Below are 18,951 nucleotides of genomic sequence, written 5' to 3'. Positions count from 1 at the left end.
CGCCGGTGACCGAGACCGGCGTCCGACCCACCTCCACCCGGGACCGCCGCGTCCGATATGTCGGTCTGCTGGGGGCGTTGGCTCTCACCGTCACCGCGTACGTCGGCGGCGCCCTCCCCGATGCCACCGCCCGGCACTGGCACCCCGTGCCGACCGTGCTGCTCTGGCTGCTCGGCACCACCGCCATGGTGGGCGCCTGGTGGGCGCTGCGTGGTGGCGCCCCGTCGACCGGGTGGGCGGTGCGCACCGCCGCGCTGTGGACGGTGCCGCTGCTGTTCAGCGCGCCGCTGGGCAGCCGGGACCTCTACTCGTACGCCTGCCAGGGCTGGGTCTACGCCGAGGGCGGTGACCCGTACGCCACCGGCGTGGCCGAGGCGGGCTGCCCATGGCTGGACGCGGTCGCCCCGGTGTGGCGGGACACCGCGGCACCGTACGGCCCGTTCTTCGTCCTCCTCGCCGCGCTCGCCGTGGTCCTCGGCGGCAGCCTGGTCGGCACGCTGGTGCTGCTGCGGGTGCTGGCGGTGGCCGGGCTGGTGTCGGCCGCGCTCTGTCTGCCCGGCCTGGCCCGGGCGGCGGGGGCGCCACCCGCCCGGACGACCTGGCTGGTGCTGGCCTGCCCACTGGTCGGGGTGCACCTGGTGTCCGGCGCCCACAACGACGCGGTGATGCTCGGCCTGCTCCTGCTCGGCCTGCTGCTGCTCGTCCGACGCCCGACGTCGGCCGCTGGCGTGTCGCCGGGTGGTTCGTCGGGCGGCGCGGGGTCGTCGGGCGGCGCTGCTCTGCCCGGCGGTGCTGGGCCGTCGACCGTCGGGGGGACGTCCGACGCGGATCGGCCCTCGACCGGCAGGGTGCCGCCGGGCGTCGCTTGGTCGCCCGGAGTCGGGCCGCCGGTGGGCGTCGCGGGGTGGCCTGCGGTCGGCGCTCTGGTGGCCGCCGGGGCGCTGCTCGGCCTGGCGGTCTCGGTGAAGGCGACCGCTGTGGTGGTGCTGCCGTTCGCGGCACTGGCGGCGGTCCGTGGCCGGTACACGGTCGCGGCCCTGCTGCGCGACGGCGGTCTGCTTGCCGCCGGTGTGCTGGGTGCGCTACTGGTGTCCTCGCTGCTGTCCGGTCTCGGGCTGGGCTGGATCGGTGGACTCGGCAGCAGCGGCGACACGGTGCAGTGGACGTCACCGCCGACCGCCGTCGGCATGCTCGTCGACTATCTCGGTGCGGCGGTCGGGTTGCCGCCCGTCGGTGTGCCGGTGGCCCGGATCGTGGCGCTGGTCCTGCTGGCGGTCCTGCTGGTGCTGCTCTGGTGGCGCACCTGGTCGTCGCTGCACGGCTCCCGCGACGCTTCTTCGCCCAACTCGCCTGGTGTCGGTCCGCCGCCCGGCGTCGCCGTGTCCGGCACCGGCCCGGACGTCGGCCTGCGTGAGCCTGGAACGCCCAGCGTGGCGGCGACCGGCGCGGCGGGGCCCAGCGTGGGGGCGACTGGCATGGCGTCGACTGGCATGGCGTCGACTGGCACGGCGTCGGTCGATGTCGGTGCGGACCGCATTCGGGTGGCGCTGCTCGGAGCCGGGCTGGCGCTGGCCCTCACCGTCGTGCTCGCGCCGGTGTTCCATCCCTGGTACGCGACCTGGCCGCTGGCGCTGCTCGCGCTGGCGGCGACCCGGACCACCTGGTTCCTGGTGCCCGTCGCGGCGGCGTCCTTCCTCGCCCTGCCGGACGGCACCAACGTGGCCCGGCTGGTGAAGGCGCCCGGCGCGGTGGCGATGACCCTGTTGGTGATCGTGCTGGCGGTCCGGTTCCTGCCCCGGCAGCGCCGGACCCGCAAGTCACACTGAGCCCCGTTGCCGCGAAGCCGGGTCGCACACCGCCCGGCGGCCGGAGGTGGGTAGATTTGTTGTCGCTCCAGCGACAACAAATCTACCCACCTCCCTGCGGACAACGTCAGCCCCACCGGCTGCGCCGCCACAATCTCTTACGACGGCCCCGGCGTGGCCCCCCGCACGGCCCCGGCGTGGCCCCCCGCACGGCCCCGGCGTGGCCCCGCGCGGTCCCGGCGCGATGCCCGCGATGCCCGGCGCGATGCCCGGCGCGAGGCCACCATCTCCGCCCAGGCAGGCAACCAGCCCGGCCACCCACACCGCACTGCGTGGCACGCACGGGCGCACGGGCGTAGGGGCAGAAGGGCGGAGGGTTCGGACAGAGAGGGCGGGCAGGGGTCAGCCGTGTGCGTCGCGCGGGTCGGGCAGGAACCCGCAGGCGTGGGGGTCGTTTGCCCGTAACACGTTCGGGCCGGCCCCGCGGTAGCGGAGCCGGCCCGAACGACGCTGACCGGAATCAGCAGTCGAAGTACATCGCGAACTCGTGCGGGGTCGGGCGCAGACGCACCGGGTCGACCTCGTTGGCGCGCTTCCAGTCGACCCAGGTGGAGATCAGGTCGGGGGTGAAGACGCCGCCCTCCAGCAGGTAGTCGTGGTCGGCCTCGAGCGAGTCGAGCACGGCCGGCAGGGAGCCGGGGACCTGCTTGACGTCGCCCCACTCCTCCGGCGGGAGGTCGTAGAGGTCCTTGTCGATCGGCGCCGGCGGCTCCATCTTGCTCTTGATGCCGTCCAGGCCGGCCATCATCATCGCCGAGAAGGCGAGGTAGACGTTCGCCGACGGGTCCGGTACCCGGAACTCGACCCGCTTGGCCTTCGGGTTGCTGCCGGTGACCGGGATGCGGGTGCAGGCGGAGCGGTTGCGCTGCGAGTAGACCAGGTTCACCGGTGCCTCGTAGCCCGGCACCAGGCGACGGTACGAGTTGACCGTCGGGTTGGTGAACGCCAGCAGCGACGGCGCGTGGTGCAGCAGACCACCGATGTACCAGCGGGCGGTGTCGGACAGACCCGCGTAGCCGGTCTCGTCGTAGAACAGCGGCTCACCGCCGAGCCAGAGGCTCTGGTGGGTGTGCATGCCGGAGCCGTTGTCGCCGAAGAGCGGCTTCGGCATGAACGTCGCGGTCTTGCCGTTGGCCCAGGCCTCGTTCTTCACGATGTACTTGAAGAGCTGCAACTGGTCGCCGGCGTGCAGCAGGGTGGAGAACTTGTAGTTGATCTCCGCCTGGCCGGCGGTGCCGACCTCGTGGTGCGAGCGCTCCACGGTGAAGCCGGTGTCGATGAGGCGACGCACGATGCTGTCCCGCAGGTCGGCGTAGTGGTCGACCGGGGGGACGGGGAAGTAGCCGCCCTTGTACGCGGTCTTGTAACCGCGGTTGCCGCCTTCTTCTTCGCGGCCGGTGTTCCAGGCGCCCTCGATCGAGTCGATGTAGTAGAACGACTGGTGGGCGGAGGTCTCGTGGCGGATCGAGTCGAAGATGTAGAACTCGGCTTCGGCACCGAAGTAGGCGGTGTCGGCGATCCCGGACGCGGCGAGGTAGGCCTCGGCCTTCTTCGCGACGTTACGGGGGTCGCGGGAGTATGCCTCGCGGGTGAACGGGTCGTGGATGAAGAAGTTCAACGCGAGGGTCTTCTGCGCCCGGAACGGGTCGATGAAGGCGGTGGCGACGTCCGGGAGCAGGAGCATGTCCGACTCGTGGATCGCCTGGAAGCCCCGGATCGACGACCCGTCGAACGCGAGACCATCAGTGAAGAAGTTGTCATCGACGGACTCCACCGGCAGATTGAAATGCTGCATCACACCGGGCAGATCACAAAACCGTACGTCGACGAACTTCACGTCCTCGTTCTTGAGGTAACGCAGGAGTTCCTCGGGATTGGCGAACACTCGTCCTCCTGGCACGTCCACGGGGTAGCTAGGCTCCTGGCGACGCTATGGCCGTGCGGTTGCCCGGCCATGTCTCCAGTGTTTCTGCCGTGTTACGTCCCTCGCGTTGCGTCATGTTCCCTGGTGGGGTGGACGCGATACGCGACGGACTGGTCCGGCTAGGCCAGTCTAGTGAAAATTGCTGCGATTGACCCTTTTCGGTATCACGTGCCGGACCTGGGCCGGGCGCGTACCGGCGTGCTGGCTAGTCTTGTCCGCTGTGACGACCGAGCCACACCACGCGCCGCCGCCCGCCACCGACCCCACCTTCGTCCCGGCCGACCTGGGGCGGCGGTTCGGGGCACTGGTCATCGACTGGGTGCTCTGCCTGCTCGCGTCGGGCCTGTTCGCCAGCCCCACCGGAGACCCGTGGGCGCCGGTCGTCGTGCTGATCGTGATGTACGGCTTCTTCCTCGGCCTGTTCGCGCAGACCCCCGGCATGTACATCACCAGGATCCGCTGCGTGGCCTGGGCCGACGGCGGACGGATCGGACTGGTCCGGGCATCGCTGCGCGGCGTACTGCTGGCGCTGGTCGTCCCGGCGTTGCTGATGGACCAGCACCGTCGGGGCCTGCACGACCGCCTCAGCGGCGCGGTCGTCGTCCCGGCCGCACGCGTACGCGCCGGGCGCTGACCGCCCGACCCGGCCTCAGCGGCCCCGGCTCTGCCGGAAGGCACCGCGCGGCGGGCGCAGGTTCTTGGGGATCGCGCCCTTGGGCATCTGCGGCCGGGCGGTGAGCGCCTTGAGCCGCTTGTCCAGCGAGTTGACGTCCTTGCCGCTGAGGTTGCGCGGCAGCCGCATCAGCGTCATCCGCAGCTTGCGGATCGGCAGCTCGCCCTCGTCCTGGCCGATGACGTAGTCGTAGAGCGGCGCGTTGCCGATCACCTTGGCCAGCCGGCGCTTCTCCTGGCCGAGCAGTCCGCGTACCCGCTGCGGGTTGCCCTCCGCAAGCAGGATCACGCCCGGCTTGCCGATCACCAGGTGGACCATGTCCATCTGGGTGGTCGAGCTGACCGCGGGGGAGACCCGCCAGTCGCCCCGCATGCTCTCCATGATCTGCGCGGCGGCGCCCGGCTGCCCCTCGGCGGCGTTCATCATCGCCCGGTTCGACCGCAGGTTGAGCACGATCAGCAGGGCGAGCAGGGCGAGCAGGATGCCCAGCGGCAGCCACAGCCAGCCCCAGATCATGACCGCGACCACGGTCAGCGCGAGCGGGATGAGCACCGCGCCGGCCGCCAGTGGCGCGAACCACTTGTCCTGCTTGGCGGTGAACCGGAACACCAACCCGATCTGCTTCAACCGCTGGCCGAACGAGACCTTCTCCTGGGGCTTTGCCATGGGTGCAAGTCTAGTGGTCGCCCGCCGTGCGGTTGATCCCCGTCCGGCCCTGCCCGTCGAGCACTGCTCGCCGACCCGTCCTGACCACGGTCCGCGCGGTCGGCCGTCGGCTCAACCGGCGGCCGACGACAGGAACGCGCCGGCTCAGCCGGCGACGGCGACGCTCTCGCGGGCGGCCAGCGCCTGCTGGTAGAGGCGGCCGGCCCGGTAGGAGGAGCGCACCAGCGGCCCGCTCATCACCCCGGCGAAGCCGATCTCCTCGGCCTCCTCGCGCAGCTCGACGAACTCCTCCGGCTTGACCCAGCGCTCCACCGGGTGGTGCCGGGGGGAGGGACGCAGATACTGCGTGATCGTGATCAGCTCGCAGCCGGCGGAGTGCAGGTCGCGCAGCGCCTGGGAGACCTCGGCGCGCTCCTCGCCCATCCCCAGGATCAGGTTGCTCTTGGTGACCAGCCCGGCGGCGCGGGCCTGGCTGATGACGTCCAGCGAGCGCTCGTAGCGGAACGCCGGCCGGATCCGCTTGAAGATCCGCGGGACCGTCTCGACGTTGTGCGCCAGCACCTCGGGTCGGGCGCCGAACACCTCGGCGAGCTGCTCGGGGACCGCGTTGAAGTCGGGGATCAGCAGCTCGACGCCGCAGCCCGGTTGCAGGGCGTGGATCTGGCGGACGGTCTCCGCGTACAGCCAGGCGCCGCCGTCGGGCAGGTCGTCCCGGGCGACGCCGGTGATGGTCGCGTACCGCAGGCCCATCGAGACCACCGACTCGGCGACCCGGCGCGGCTCGTCGGCGTCGAACTCGGCCGGCTTGCCGGTGTCGATCTGGCAGAAGTCACAGCGGCGGGTGCACTGGTCGCCGCCGATGAGGAAGGTGGCCTCCCGGTCCTCCCAACATTCGTAGATGTTGGGGCAGCCGGCCTCCTGGCACACGGTGTGCAGCCCCTCGCGCGAGACCAGCCCGCGCAACTGGGTGTACTCCGGGCCCATCTTGGCCTTGACCTTGATCCACGGTGGTTTGCGCTCGATCGGCGTCTCGGCGTTGCGGGCTTCGATCCGCAGCAGTCGCCGCCCCTCGGGGGCGGGCGTCGCGGTACGCGCGGCCTGGCCGGTCGTTGGCGCGGAGTGCTCGATCGTCACAAAACGAGCCTACGCCGGATGGTGGCCGTCGATGAACAGGGGCGACGGCCGTCACCTCGGAAATCCTGTGACGCCGGACACCGAGGGCGAGAATTGTGCGTCACAGGAAGGCGCGGGCGGGTGCTAGCGTTGCCGTTCGAGAGCGACGACGGAGCCGAGTAGCGCCCCGATCCGCCAGTTGAAGAGAGCCGCCGGTTGCTGCGAGGCGGTCTGGTGTCGGGCCGTGAAGACCCTCCCGAGCTGCGGGAAGAACGGCATGTGCGGTGCAAGGAAGGGCACCCTGCCAACGCCTACGGCAGAGCAGGGGACCCCGCCTCACACCCACGCCCAGTAGAGCCCGCCCGGCTGGCCCCGGTGAAAAGGCGACGAATGAGGCTCCCGTCTCGACGGGGGCGAAGGTGTGGTGGCACCGCGAGGTTCCCGCTCGCCCACACCTCCCGGGGATCGCGTTGCGATCGACGAGGAGGTAACCGTGCAACGCATCCTGTCCGACCGACTCACCCCGCACACCGGCCGTACCGTCCGGATCGCCGGCTGGGTCCACCGCCGCCGACTGCTCAAGTCGGTGGCCTTCCTGATCGTCCGGGACGCCGCCGGTCTCACCCAGGTGGTGGTCACCGACCCGGCGGTCCGCGCCGAGATCGAGGCGCTTCCCGAGGAGAGCGTCGTCTCCGTCGAGGGCACGGTGGTCGCCAACGCCACCGCGCCCGCCGGGGTCGAGCTGACCGATCCGGTGGTACGCCCACTCGGGCCGCCCGCCGTACCGCCGCCGTTCGACCTGTACCGGCCGACGCTCACCGCCACCCTGCCCACCCAGCTCGACCACGCACCCGTCGCGTTGCGCCACCCGAGCCGCTCGGCCGCGCTGCGCGTCTCGGCGGCGGCGGTGGCCGGGTTCCGCGCCACGCTGGACGCCCAGCGGTTCGTCGAGATCCACACCCCGAAGGTCGTCGGCTCGTCCACCGAGAGCGGGGCGAACGTCTTCACCCTCGACTGGTTCGGCCGCCCGGCGTACCTGGCCCAGTCACCGCAGTTCTACAAGCAGCTCATGGTCGGTGTCTTCGAGCGGGTCTACGAGGTCGGGCCGGTGTTCCGCGCCGAGCCGCACGACACCGTACGGCACCTGGCGCAGTACACCAGCCTCGACGCCGAACTGGGCTTCGTCACCGACCACCGGGACGTGATGGCGGTGCTGCGGGACACCCTGGCCGGCATGATGGCGACGGTCGACGACCGGGCCGGAGCCGCGCTGGCCACCCTCGGCGTGCCGGTGCCCGCCGTACCGGCGCAGATTCCCGACGTGCACTTCACCGAGGCGCTGCGGATCGCCGGGGCACCCGCCGACGAACCCGACCTGGCGCCCGCGCACGAACGGGCGCTGGGCGAGTGGGCTCTGCGGGAACACGGGTCGGACTTCGTCTTCGTCACCGGGTACCCGATGGCGAAGCGGCCCTTCTACACCCACCCCGATCCCGAACGGCCGGACTACTCGAACGGCTTCGACCTGATCTTCCGTGGCCTGGAACTGGTGACCGGCGGGCAGCGGCTGCACCGGCACGCCGACTACCTGGCCGCACTCGCCGCCCGGGGCGAACCGGTCGAGCCGTACGCCGGATACGTCGACGCCTTCCGGCACGGCATGCCGCCGCACGGTGGCTTCGCCATCGGTCTGGAACGCTTCGTCGCCCGGCTGACCGGAGCCGCCAACGTCCGCGAGGTCACCGCCTTCCCCCGCGACCTGCACCGCCTGACCCCCTGACCGGCCCACCTTCCTGACCCACCCACCGCCCCGCCGCCTGCGGTCCGCCGTCCGATCGCGTCGATCATGGAGTTGTGGCAAGGGAATCGCGGATGCAGTTCCGTTTTGCCCCGACCACAACTCCATGATCGCCGGCCGGGGCCGGGGCCGGGGCCGGGGCGGGCCGGGGCGGGCCGGGCAGGGGCGGGGCGGGGGGACGGGTCAGGTCAGGTGGCGGAGCTTGGCGCGGGCGGCGCGGCGGGCGAGCGGGCCGAGGTCGTCGATCACCTCGACCAGTACGGCGAGCCGTTCCAGGGCGTCGAAGGCGGCGCGGGCACCCTCCGGGTCCACGCCGTCGTAGAGTTCCAGGCCGATGAAGGCGGCGCTGACGGCCCGGGCCAGCCCGGCGGGGTCGACGACCGGGGCGACCGGCGAGCCGTCGAGCAGTCGGTGCAGCACCGACTCGATCTCCACCGTCCAGATCCGCAGGGCTGCTGCGGTGGACTCGGCGAGTGTGGGGTCGTTCTGTGCGCCGGCCAGCAGTTGGGCCAGCACCGCCAGGTTGCCCTCGGCCTGTTCCTGCAGGTGCAGGGTACGTCCGACGTCGAGCAGTTCACGCAGGGAAGAGACCTCGGCGAGGCGGGTCCGGTACACGGCGACCCGGGCGGTGGTGACGCTCCGGCACGCCTCGGCCAACAGGTCGTCCACGCTGCCGAAGTGATAGAAGACGAGGGCCTGGTTGACTCCGGCCGCAGCCGCGATCATTCGCGCCGACACACCGGCGATGCCGTGCTCGCGGATCGCGGCGATGGCACCGTCGATCAGTTTGTCCCGGGTGGCCATGGTGTCCTCTCGTCTACTCCCGGGGATTCTCGCGCAGCGGTCGTACGGCGGCGGGCACCGGTGCCCGGTGTGACGGGACGTGGTCGACGGTGAAGCTGCCCTGGTAGCCGAAGAGCGGGCCGACCCGGCGATTGGTGACCCGGACCTCGATGCGGAACCGGTCGGCCCGGTCGTCGTACCACTCGCGTACCCGTGCCTCGCCGGTCAGCGCGGCGGGGCAGGGCAGCCCGTTCGGGAACCGCTGGACCCCGCTGCGGATGGTCAGCCCACCGGCGGCGTCGACGGACGGGTGCAGATCGACCGCGAGGTGCTGGTGCGTACCGAGATAGTCGACCAGGACCCCGCGACGGGCGCTCCAGACCATGGTGGCGTCGAAGCGTCGCCGTCGGTGCGGGGCGACCTGGAAGGTGCGGACGAAGGTCAGCGTGGGGCGGCCGTACGTGTCGGTGTAGGCGTAGTTCTCGATGGTGAACGGGATCTGCCCGCCGGTCTCCGGGAACAGGATGTGCCGCAGGGCGCCGAGGCGCAGGAACGGCCACGTGAAGGCGCCGCCGCGCCACACACGGTCCATCGTCCCGGTGCCGACGCAGCCGAGGTCGGTCTCGCCGTCGACCGCGAACCGGTGGCGCAGACGCGGGTGCAGACGGTCGAAGTCGGCACCGAGGGCGTGCTGGAAGACGGAGGTCACAGGCGCTCCAGGAGGCGAGGTGGCCGGGCGGCGAGGCGGTCCGGCGGGCGGCGTCGGCAGCGTCGGGCCGCCGGGGTGTGCGGGTGCGGGGGTACCAGACAGGCGAGCGACGCGGCGACGACGAGTGCCGCCACGGCCGCCGTCCGGCCGGCGGTCCCGGTCGCCGCGGTCGCGGTGACCACCGCGAGCAGCCGGAGGGCGACGTCGCGGACCGCGTTGGCCCGGGCGCGTTCCGGTGGTACGCCCGCCGTCAACCAGAGCCGGAGCCGGTCGAACGACCACGCGGTGGCCCAGCCGAACAGCGGCCGGAAGGCGAGGTCGGCGAGCCGACCCGCGAGACCCCACCGAGGGGTGTACGAGTAGCCGGTCAGGAACCGGACCCCGTGCGGCCCGGGCAGGTATCGCCAGTGGCCGGAGCCGGCGGCGACCAGTGAGCGTGGATCGTCGGAGCCGAACCGCAGCGCCGAGGTGCGGGTGCCGTCGGGTCGCTGGCGCTCACCGGCGTGTACGCCCCACCCGCGCACGCTGAGCCCGGGCAGGAGGGTGGTGGCGTACCGGAATCGGGCGGGCCGGCTGCCCGGCACCGGATCGATCCGGCTGAAGCGCAGGTCCCACCGGCGATGCTCGGCGGGATCCTGGGTCACCCGCCACACCTGCTCGATCGGCGCGTCGATCGAGGTCTCGACATAGACGCATCGCATGTCCACCCCCGGCGTTTGAGCGACTGCTTAAACGTAGCCGAATTTGAGCACTCGCTCAAGAGGGGGTGCGGAGAGTCCGCCGGTGTGCGACGGCTCCGGCGGTCAGATGGCGACGATGGTCGGCAGGTGGCGCTCGACGACGGGGAGCACCTCGGCGACGGTGACCGGGCGGCCCAGCTCGGCCGAGAGCGAGGTGACTCCGGCGTCCCGGATGCCGCACGGCACGATCCGGTCGAAGTGGGTCAGGTCGCAGTCGCAGTTGATCGAGAACCCGTGCAGGGTCACGCCCCGGGCGACCCGGATGCCGATGGCGGCCACCTTGCGGTCCGGCCCCCGCTCGTCGGCCGGCACCCAGACGCCGCTGCGTCCGTCGACCCGGGTGGCGGTGAGGCCGAGTTCGGCGCACACGTCGATCAGCAACCGCTCGACCCGCCGGACGTACGCGACCACGTCGACCGGGTCGGGCAGGCGCAGGATCGGGTAGCCGACCAGTTGCCCCGGACCGTGCCAGGTGATCTTGCCGCCGCGATCCACGTCCACCACCGGGGTGCCGTCCATCGGCCGGTCCCACGGCTCGGTGCGCTTGCCGGCGGTGTAGACGCTCGGGTGCTCCAACAGCAGCACCGTGTCGCCCTGCGCCCCGGCGACCACGGCCTCGTGCAGGCGGCGCTGCTCGTCCCAGGCGGCGGTGTAGTCGAGGACGCCGGCAGGTACGGCCGTCAGGCCGGAGGTCGTCGCGGTCACGCTCACCAGCCTAGACCCGTACCCGCTGGTCACCTTCGGTGAGCCGGCTCACGGACCGGGCGGCTCACCGCTGCCCGACCCGCCACAGCCAGACGTCCTCGACCCGTTCCGGCTCGCCGAAGAGCAGGGTCAACGTCCGGCGTACCGCCTCCTCGTCGACCGGCCACTTGGCGCCGTGCACCTCGTCGGGGAGCACCACCGTCTCGATCCGCCAGTGCTCCAGGTCGGCGCGCACCTCCTCGCGGGTGCCCTCGGTGACGATCGGCGGCAGGCCGCTGCGCGCGGCCTGGTCGAGCAGCGCGCCGAACGGACGCGGCACCGGCCCGATCCGGCCGCGGCCGTCAGGCCCGCCGGGGCCGAGGAAGAAGCCGGACGGGATGGCGAACTCGCCCTGCCGGTTCGCCAGCGCGTACGCCTGCCAGCGCTGGCCGTCCGGATAGACGTCGAGGGCCAGCGGCGCCGGGGTCAGCACCCCGCCCGGGGAGACGTAGTCGCGCCATGCGCCGGAGGTGATGAAGCGCGGGATCGGCTCCCGTTCGATGGTGAGCAGCGGCGTCGGGAACAGCGGCACCAGCGCCACCGCGAAGGCGGCCGTCCAGGCCACCGCCGCCGCCCGCCCCGGCCGGTGGTCGCGGAGCCGGTCCACCGCGAACGCCAGCAGCAGCCCGATCACCGGCGTCACCACCAGCGCGAGTCGCGCGGGCAGCGCCGCGTTCACCACCGGTAGGTGCCCGAGCAGGTCGAACGGCATGGGCAGGTCGGTGCGGTGCCCGTTGACCTTCGCCACCGGCCCGAAGGAGAGGGCGGTGAAGGCCACCGCGAGTACGCCCAGCCCCCACAGCGTGGCCCGGCGTCGCGGTGTGGCCGACCGCCACAGCAGGACGAAGCAGGCGACGGAGAGCAGCAGCAGGGGCAGCCCGAAGAAGGAGTTCTCCTCGGTCGGGTTCGGCGCCAGCGAGGTGCCCAGTCCGGCCTCGCCGGCCAGCGAACGACGCGGGTAGGCGGCGTACGCGGCGATGTCCTCAGAGTGGATCACCGAGTCGAAGCCGGTGCCGTGGAAGCGCTGCGGACCGGCGAAGTGCAGCCAGAGCGGGTACGCCAACAGCACTCCGGCGACCACGGCGGTCACCGCGAGGCCGCGCAGGAACGACGGCAGGACGGATCGGGCCTCGACCCGGTTGGCGGGGTGCAGCGCCCAGACGGCGACGAACAGGCCGAGCGCCAGCGCGGTGAAGAACAGCCCCTCGGCGGCGATGGAGAAGGAGATCGCGACGAGGACGCCGAGGATCGCCCCGTCCCGCAGCGGGTGCGCCGACCGGCGCAGCACGAACAGCCGCCACACCAGCAGCGGCACCAGCCAGCCGGCGGTCCAGTTCAGGTGGGCGTTGGCGTGCGAGACCATGCCGGGGGAGAAGCCGATGAACAGTCCGCCGACGGCGGCGGCGAGTCGACTGCCGACGAGGTGCCTTGAGAGCAGCCAGTACCAGGCGACGGCGGTGGCGGCCAGGTTCAGCGTGAGGATCACCAGGAAGGTGGCCGGCGGCCCGATCAGGTACGTCAGCGGGGCGAAGACCACCGCGTACACGGTGATCGAGGTGTTGACCGCGAGGTTGACGCCGTCCGGGACGTTGATCAGGTACGTGAAGAACGGGTTCTCCCCGTGGCTGACCGTGTGGCCGCCGAAGGCGAGCAGCCACTCGAACAGCGCCTGGTCGCTGGAGTTGACCGTGATCGCGCGACCGTTCGGGTCCCGCCACAGTCCGCTGGTCACCCAGACGGCGAGCGCCAGCGCGATCAACGCGACCAGCAGGTCGGCACGGCGGTCACGGGTGACGCGCGGCGGCGAGGTGGTCAGGGACGCCGAGGACGGGGAGCTGGGCACCTAGCGGACGTTACCAACCGCACCGGACACCTCAGGTCAGACCCGTAGTTTGTAAGGAAGGGTCCCCTGCTAACGCCTGGTGTAGGTAAAGGGGCCCTTCCTTGCATCGGGTCAGTCGTGCAGGGCGGCGTGCAGGGCGGTGGGCAGGTCCGGGTGACGGAAGGTGAAGGCGGCCCGGTTGAGTACGCCGGGCAGGACCCGCGTACTGGTCAACGCCTCCTGGGCGAAGCCGCCGAGAACCGCCTTGAGGGCCAGCGCCGGGATCGGGATGATCGCCGGACGGCGCAACTGGCGGGCCAGCTCCCGGGTGAACTCGGCGTTGGTGACCGGTGCCGGGCCGACCGCGTTCACCGGGCCGCTCAGGTCGGCGCGGGCCAGCAGGAACGTGACCGCGCGCAGCCAGTCGGTCATCGAGATCCACGGGATCCACTGGCGTCCGCTGCCGAGTCGACCGGCGATGCCCAGCTTGAACGGCAGCAGTTGTGGTTTGAGCAGCCCACCGTCGCGGTGCAGCGGAAGTCCGGTGCGCAGCCGCACCACCCGTACCCCGGCGTCCTCGGCCGGCCGGGTGGCCGCCTCCCAGACCCGGGCCACGTCGGCCAGGAAGCCCTCACCGGCCGGCGCGTCCTCCTCGACCACGCGGTCTCCGGTGTTGCCGTACCAGCCGATCGCCGAGGCGTTCAGCAGCACCTCGGGCCGGTCGGACTCGGGCAGGCCGGCGATGGTGATGGCCAGGGTGCTGGTGGTGTCCACCCGGCTGGAGCGGATGAGTTGCTTGTACTGGTCGGTCCAGCGGCGGTCGCCCACCCCGGCGCCGGCCAGGTTGACCACCGCGTCCGCCTCCGCGACCAGCGCCGGGTCGAGCTGCGCCGCCGACGGGTTCCACTGCCGCTCGTCCGGGCGGCGCGGTGGTCGCCGGACCAGCCGGGTGACCTCATGCCCGTCGGCCACGAGCAGGTCGACCAGTCGGGTGCCGAGGAAGCCGGACGCGCCGGCCATCAGGATCCGCATACAGACATCTTCGGGTACGCGCAGCCGTCCGGCTGGGTCGAGTCGGTCACGCCGATGTCTCGGCTGACCCGACGCGGACATGTCACGGGTGTGGGTCGGGTGGGTTCTCGTGCCACCGGGCGCGGTAGGCGGCCTCGGCCGCCTCGTGGGCGGTGCGCTCCTCGAAGACCGCCGCGCGCAACGCGTGCCGCCCCTCGGACATCACCACCACCTCGATGACGATCATGCCGACCAGGATCACGGCGAGCACGCCGAGCGCGAGCAGTCCGGGCAGCGGCATGGTGATCGGGATGGCGAGCGCGAGCAGGACCACGGTGCCCAGCCGCAGCCAGGACAGGGTGCGCAGGGTGCGCCACTGGAACAGCATGTTCCCGGCCAGATAGCAGAGCACCCCGGAGAAGAGCAGCGGTACGTCCGGCCCGTGCGCCGGCTGGCTGATCGGGACACCGGGCTCGGCGATGTCGTGCACGATGCTCTCGGCGCCGAGCGCGAACAGCAGGATGCCGGAGATCATCGGCAGATAGAGGTAGGCGTACGCGTCCCGGGCCATCAGCACCCGGGGGCGGCCCTGGCTGGCGTGCAGCGCGATCCGTGCGGCGGGACCGATCACGTCGTAGTGGATCCACCACATGGCGGCGCTGAAGACGATCCCGAGTACGGCGGCGGTCACCCCCGGCAGGGTGGGCGGTTGGCCGAGCAGGTTGCTGCCCAGGCCGATGGAGATCACCGACTCACCGAGCGCGATGATCAGGATCAGGTCGTACCGTTCGGTCCAGTGCTCGGCCGAGGTGACCCCCCAGCCCCAGGTGCGGGCCAGCAGCCCGGTGCCGTACTGGAGCAGCACGACGCTGATCCAGAGGCCGTCCCGGAGCAGGGCCGCCCTGCCGTCGTTGGACAGGTGGCCGGGGAGCAGGGCGGCGACGAGCAGCAGGGCGGTGCTCAGGGTCAGTTCGGGGGCGTACCGGAGCAGTTGACGGCGTTCCACCGGGTCGTCCCGGACGGCGCGCAGGAACAGCGCCAGGTGCACGGCCCGGATGACCACGTAGCTGACCGCCACCACGACCGGCCCGGCCTCGGTGCCGCCGGAGTCCATGAACGCCTGGGGCAGCGCGAGCGCGAAGCAGAACAGCGCGGCCATCCCGACGATCATCAGGACGGGTACGAAGCCCTCGCCGATGCGTACCCGGGTGGCCACCACCGTGTGCACCACCCAGCACCACCAGAGCACGGCGAGGACGAGCAGGGCGTGCAGCAGTTGCCGGTCGGTGATGTTGGCGGCGGTGGCCCGGGCGATGTTGAAGAAGGAGAAGACGAACACCAGGTCGAAGAAGACCTCGAACTTGTCGACCCGGGCACCCGGTGCGATCTCGACCGCCGGTCCCAGCCGGTGCCGTCGGCCCCTCTCGTCCACGGCCTGAGTTTCGCAGCGGCGCAGGTCACCCGGGGCGCGTTTCGGATCAGCCCGCCGGGCGGTGGCGCAACCCGTCCATCAGCAGATCCAGCAGTCGTCGTGCCTGGTCACGCTGGTCCCGACCACCTGAGGCGAGACTGACGCCGCTGAGGCCGACCAGGACGTCGGCGGGGTCGACGTCGGCGCGTACGGTGCCGGCCGCCGCCCCCGCCTCCAGCAGCAGGCCGATCGCGCCGAGGAGGCGGTCGCGGCTCTGGGCGTACGGGTTGGCGCCGGCGGCGATCACCAGCCGGAGCGCGTCGGCCATCTCCCGTTTGGTGGTGAGGTAGTCGATGAACCGGTCCATCCACTCCCGGATCGCCTCGACCGGGGGCAGGCGGTCGTGCAGTTCGGTCGCCGCGTCGCAGAGTTTCGCCAGCTCGTTGCGGTAGGCCGCCTCGACGAGCGACTCGCGGGTGGGGAAGTGCCGATAGAGGGTGCCGATGCCGACCCCGGCGTCCTTGGCGATCGAGTCGAGGGTTACCTCCGGGCCTGCCTGGGAAAACGCCCGGACGGCCGCGTCCAGCAGCCGCTCGCGGTTGCGCTGGGCGTCGGCGCGGAGCGGTCGGGGACCGGTCTGCGGCACGTCTCCTCCTGAACTGGGCCTGGACCCGGGTAGCAAGCGGAGGATCCTCCGGTTAGTGTGGTGGTAACGGAGGAGCCTCCGCTTCTCATCGTAGCGACGGTTCACGTCCGCCGCGCCTCTGTCGACAAGGATGGATCATGACCATCGGCACGCCTGTCAGCACCCCGTTCACCGCGGAGTCCACCGCGCTGGAGGTCGTCGCGGGCATCGACCTCACCGGCCGTCGGACCGTCGTCACCGGCGGCGGATCGGGCATCGGGGTCGAGACCGCCCGCGCGCTCGCCGCCGCCGGAGCCGACGTCACCCTGGCCGTCCGCCAACCGGACCAGGGCCACCGCGCGGCCGAGGAGATCACCCGTACCACCGGCAACGACCGGATCACGGTGGCCGCCCTCGACCTGGTCGACCCGGCCTCGGTCGCCGCCTTCGTGGCGAACTGGGACGGCCCCCTGCACATCCTGGTCAACAACGCCGGCATGATGGCCTCGCCCGAGATGCGGACGCCGCAGGGCTGGGAGATGCAGTTCGCCACCAACCACCTCGGCCACTTCGCGCTGGCCACCGGGCTGCGCCCGGCCCTGGCCGCGGCCGGTGGCGCCCGCGTCGTCTCGGTCAGCTCGGCGGCACACCTGCGCTCACCCGTCGACTTCGACGACATCCACTTCGCGCGGCGCGAGTACGAGCCGTGGACCGCGTACGGACAGTCCAAGACCGCGAACGTCCTCTTCGCCGTGGCGGCGAGCCGCCGCTGGGCCGACGACGGCATCCTGGTCAACGCGCTGCATCCCGGAGGGATCCGCACCAACCTCCAGCGGTACGTGGACGAGGCGGAGCTGGCGCGGATGCGGACCGCCAGCGGCCCGTCCGCCCCCTGGAAGACGCCCGAGCAGGGGGCCGCCACGTCCGTGCTGGTGGCCACCTCACCGCTGCTCGACGGGGTCGGCGGGCGCTACTTCGAGGACTGCCAGCAGGCCGGACCACACGAGCCCGGCACCCGCACCGGCGTCGCCGCGTACGCCGTCGACCCGGAGGCCGCCCAGCGGCTCTGGCAGGTCAGCGAGCAGACCCTGGCCGGTTGAGCCCGCAGGCGTTGCAGGTCGGGGTGCCGGCAGGTGCCGGTGGCGACCCGGTCGGCCGCACCGACGAACGAGGGCGCCCCGGTCAGGTGACCGGGGCGCCCTGTCGTGCTGCTGGCGGCGGTTACAGGCCCAGCTCGGCCTCGAAGTTGCCGGCCTCCAGGCGCTCCTTGACCGCGACCAGGAAGCGGGCCGCGTCGGCACCGTCGATCAGTCGGTGGTCGTAGGAGAGGGCCAGATAGATCATCGACCGGACCGCGACGACCTCGCCCAGCTCCGCGTCGTTGACCACGACCGGACGCTTGACGACGGCACCCGTGCCGAGCATCGCCGACTGCGGCGACGGCACGATCGGGGTGTCGAACAGCGCGCCCCGGCTACCGGTGTTGGTCAGCGTGAACGTCGCACCGGCGATCTCGTCCGGGCTGATCTTGTTGGTCCGGGTGCGCTCGGCCAGGTCGGCCACCCGCTTGGCGATGCCGCCCAGGTTGAGGTCACCGGCGTTGTGGATGACCGGCACCAGCAGGCCGCGCTCGGTGTCCACGGCGATGCCGAGGTTCTCGGCGTCCGGGTACGTGATCGTCCCGCCGTCGAGGTCCATCCGGGCGTTGACGATCGGGTACGTCTGGAGCGCCTCGATCGCGGCGAGGGCGAAGAACGGCAGGAACGACAGCTTGACGCCGTGCCGGGCCAGGAACGAGTCCTTGGCCTGCGCCCGCAGCTTGGCGATCTTGGTGACGTCCACCTCGATCACGGTGGTGAGCTGCGCCATCTCGTGCAGCGACTGCTGCATCCGCTTGGCGATCGCCGAACGGATCCGGGGCAGCTTCTCGGTGGTGCCACGCTTGGCACTCGGCTGCGGCTTGGCGGCCGGCTTGGCCGCAGGCGCGGCGGCGGCCGGCTGGGCCGCGGCGGGCGCGGCCTGGGCGGCCTTGGCCTTCTCGGCCGCGTCCAGCACGTCCTGCTTGCGGATCCGACCACCGACACCGGTGCCGTTGATCGCGGCGAGGTCGACGCCGTGCTCACCGGCCAGCTTGCGGACCAGCGGCGTCACGTACCCGGCCGCCTGCTCGCCGCCGTTGGACGGTGCCGCCGCGCGCTGCGGGGCGGGAGCGGCCGGCTGGGCGGCCCGCTCGACCTTGGCCGGCTCCTTGGCCTGCTCGGCCTCTGGCGCGGGCTCGTTGTACGAGGCACCCGGCGTCGGCTCGGTGACCTCCTGCTTCGGCTCGGGCTTGGCCTCGGCCTTCGGCTCCGCCTTGGGCTCGGGCTTCGGCTCCGGCTCGGCCTGGGCCGGGGCGGCACCGGCCGCACCGACCACGGCCAGCGTGGCGCCGACCTCGGCGGTCTCGTCCTCGGCGACCTTGATCTCCAGCACGGTGCCGGCGACCGGGGAGGGGATCTCGGTGTCGACCTTGTCGGTGGAGACCTCCAGCAGCGGCTCGTCCACCTCGACGGTCTCGCCGACCTGCTTGAGCCAGCGGGTGACCGTACCCTCGGTGACGCTCTCGCCGAGGGCCGGCATCTGCACCGGGGTGCCCTCGCCCGACGGCGCGGCGGCCTGGGCCGGCTGCTCGGCCGGCTCCTCGACGGCCGACTGCTCCGCCTCGGCCTGCGGCTCCTCGGCCGCCTCGGCGGCCTGCTCGGCGGGGGCCTCGTCCTGCTGCGGGGCGGACCCGCCGCCGGCCGACTCGCCCTCACCGGAGATGACCGCCAGCTCGCTGCCGACCTCGGCCGTCTCGTCCTCGCCCACCACGATCCGGGTCAGCACGCCGGCCGCGGGCGACGGGATCTCGGTGTCGACCTTGTCGGTGGAAACCTCGAGCAGGGGCTCGTCGACCTCGACGGTCTCACCCTCCTGCTTGAGCCAGCGCGTGACGGTGCCCTCGGTGACGCTCTCGCCGAGCCGGGGCATGGTGACCGATACCGGCATGTTCTCCAGACTCCTTCATTTCCCTGGTGGGGGGATCATC

The 18,951-nt window shown here is 72.1% G+C and carries 17 protein-coding genes; 4 read left to right on the top strand and 13 right to left on the bottom strand.

From position 1 onward, the window contains the following. Positions 1-5 precede the first annotated feature (5 nt). Positions 6-1,826: a polyprenol phosphomannose-dependent alpha 1,6 mannosyltransferase MptB gene (gene mptB / locus ACQVFL_RS22835; protein WP_431727559.1), complete on the top strand. Its 1,821-nt coding sequence runs from the start codon at positions 6-8 to the stop codon at positions 1,824-1,826. 499 nt (positions 1,827-2,325) lie between these two features. On the opposite strand, the gene glnA is transcribed toward mptB, so the two are convergent. Further along, entirely contained in the window at positions 2,326-3,750 is a 1,425-nt protein-coding gene (gene glnA, locus ACQVFL_RS22830; protein ID WP_396693244.1) for a type I glutamate--ammonia ligase, read from the bottom strand. Between the two features lie 259 nt (positions 3,751-4,009). On the opposite strand from glnA, the gene ACQVFL_RS22825 reads away from it, so the two are divergent. Then, on the top strand, positions 4,010-4,423 hold the full coding sequence (locus ACQVFL_RS22825; protein ID WP_431727558.1) for an RDD family protein: 414 nt from the start codon (positions 4,010-4,012) through the stop codon (positions 4,421-4,423). Positions 4,424-4,438: 15 nt separating this feature from the next. Here the strand turns inward: ACQVFL_RS22825 and ACQVFL_RS22820 are convergent, their stop codons facing one another. The 3 genes from ACQVFL_RS22820 to ACQVFL_RS22810 all read right to left on the bottom strand — a co-directional run bounded on the left by ACQVFL_RS22820 (position 4,439) and on the right by ACQVFL_RS22810 (position 6,541). After that, positions 4,439-5,128: a DUF4191 domain-containing protein gene (locus ACQVFL_RS22820; RefSeq protein ID WP_396693241.1), complete on the bottom strand. Its 690-nt coding sequence runs from the start codon at positions 5,126-5,128 to the stop codon at positions 4,439-4,441. 144 nt (positions 5,129-5,272) lie between these two features. After that, positions 5,273-6,262 carry a lipoyl synthase gene (gene lipA, locus ACQVFL_RS22815; RefSeq protein ID WP_131055717.1) on the bottom strand — a complete coding sequence of 330 codons (990 nt, stop codon included), beginning with the start codon at positions 6,260-6,262 and terminating at the stop codon, positions 5,273-5,275. A 123-nt stretch (positions 6,263-6,385) separates the two neighbouring features. Further along, on the bottom strand, positions 6,386-6,541 hold the full coding sequence (locus ACQVFL_RS22810) for a hypothetical protein (RefSeq protein WP_431727557.1): 156 nt from the start codon (positions 6,539-6,541) through the stop codon (positions 6,386-6,388). Positions 6,542-6,734: 193 nt separating this feature from the next. Between ACQVFL_RS22810 and aspS the strand changes: the two genes are divergently transcribed. Beyond that, positions 6,735-8,021, top strand: a complete 1,287-nt coding sequence (gene aspS, locus ACQVFL_RS22805) for an aspartate--tRNA(Asn) ligase (protein ID WP_431727556.1) — start codon at positions 6,735-6,737, stop codon at positions 8,019-8,021. Between the two features lie 201 nt (positions 8,022-8,222). On the opposite strand, the gene ACQVFL_RS22800 is transcribed toward aspS, so the two are convergent. From ACQVFL_RS22800 to ACQVFL_RS22765, 8 genes are all read right to left on the bottom strand, one after another. Next, complete coding sequence (locus ACQVFL_RS22800; RefSeq protein WP_431727555.1) at positions 8,223-8,843, bottom strand: TetR/AcrR family transcriptional regulator; 621 nt, start codon at positions 8,841-8,843, stop codon at positions 8,223-8,225. A gap of 13 nt (positions 8,844-8,856) precedes the next feature. Beyond that, positions 8,857-9,531, bottom strand: a complete 675-nt coding sequence (locus ACQVFL_RS22795) for a DUF4166 domain-containing protein (RefSeq protein ID WP_431727554.1) — start codon at positions 9,529-9,531, stop codon at positions 8,857-8,859. After that, positions 9,528-10,232 carry an SRPBCC family protein gene (locus ACQVFL_RS22790; RefSeq protein WP_431727553.1) on the bottom strand — a complete coding sequence of 235 codons (705 nt, stop codon included), beginning with the start codon at positions 10,230-10,232 and terminating at the stop codon, positions 9,528-9,530. The genes ACQVFL_RS22795 and ACQVFL_RS22790 overlap by 4 nt, the downstream gene beginning before the upstream one ends. A gap of 102 nt (positions 10,233-10,334) precedes the next feature. Further along, positions 10,335-10,976 (bottom strand): lipoyl(octanoyl) transferase LipB, encoded by a 642-nt coding sequence (gene lipB, locus ACQVFL_RS22785; RefSeq protein WP_431727552.1) that lies wholly within the window; start codon positions 10,974-10,976, stop codon positions 10,335-10,337. A 64-nt stretch (positions 10,977-11,040) separates the two neighbouring features. Further along, positions 11,041-12,858 (bottom strand): DUF2079 domain-containing protein, encoded by a 1,818-nt coding sequence (locus tag ACQVFL_RS22780; protein ID WP_431727551.1) that lies wholly within the window; start codon positions 12,856-12,858, stop codon positions 11,041-11,043. 111 nt (positions 12,859-12,969) lie between these two features. Next, entirely contained in the window at positions 12,970-13,869 is a 900-nt protein-coding gene (locus ACQVFL_RS22775; RefSeq protein WP_431727550.1) for a TIGR01777 family oxidoreductase, read from the bottom strand. Between the two features lie 82 nt (positions 13,870-13,951). Continuing rightward, positions 13,952-15,280 carry a low temperature requirement protein A gene (locus ACQVFL_RS22770; protein ID WP_396693226.1) on the bottom strand — a complete coding sequence of 443 codons (1,329 nt, stop codon included), beginning with the start codon at positions 15,278-15,280 and terminating at the stop codon, positions 13,952-13,954. A 46-nt stretch (positions 15,281-15,326) separates the two neighbouring features. Next, positions 15,327-15,905: a TetR/AcrR family transcriptional regulator gene (locus ACQVFL_RS22765; RefSeq protein WP_396693224.1), complete on the bottom strand. Its 579-nt coding sequence runs from the start codon at positions 15,903-15,905 to the stop codon at positions 15,327-15,329. Between the two features lie 137 nt (positions 15,906-16,042). Between ACQVFL_RS22765 and ACQVFL_RS22760 the strand changes: the two genes are divergently transcribed. After that, complete coding sequence (locus ACQVFL_RS22760; RefSeq protein ID WP_396693223.1) at positions 16,043-16,984, top strand: SDR family NAD(P)-dependent oxidoreductase; 942 nt, start codon at positions 16,043-16,045, stop codon at positions 16,982-16,984. Positions 16,985-17,105: 121 nt separating this feature from the next. Here ACQVFL_RS22760 and sucB read toward each other — a convergent pair whose 3' ends face one another. After that, complete coding sequence (gene sucB, locus ACQVFL_RS22755; RefSeq protein ID WP_431727549.1) at positions 17,106-18,911, bottom strand: 2-oxoglutarate dehydrogenase, E2 component, dihydrolipoamide succinyltransferase; 1,806 nt, start codon at positions 18,909-18,911, stop codon at positions 17,106-17,108. Positions 18,912-18,951 lie beyond the last annotated feature (40 nt).

This window comes from Verrucosispora sp. TAA-831 (assembly GCF_050780145.1).
In the GTDB taxonomy this organism is placed as follows: domain Bacteria; phylum Actinomycetota; class Actinomycetes; order Mycobacteriales; family Micromonosporaceae; genus Micromonospora.
This window is presented reverse-complemented; position numbering and strand designations above follow the sequence as displayed.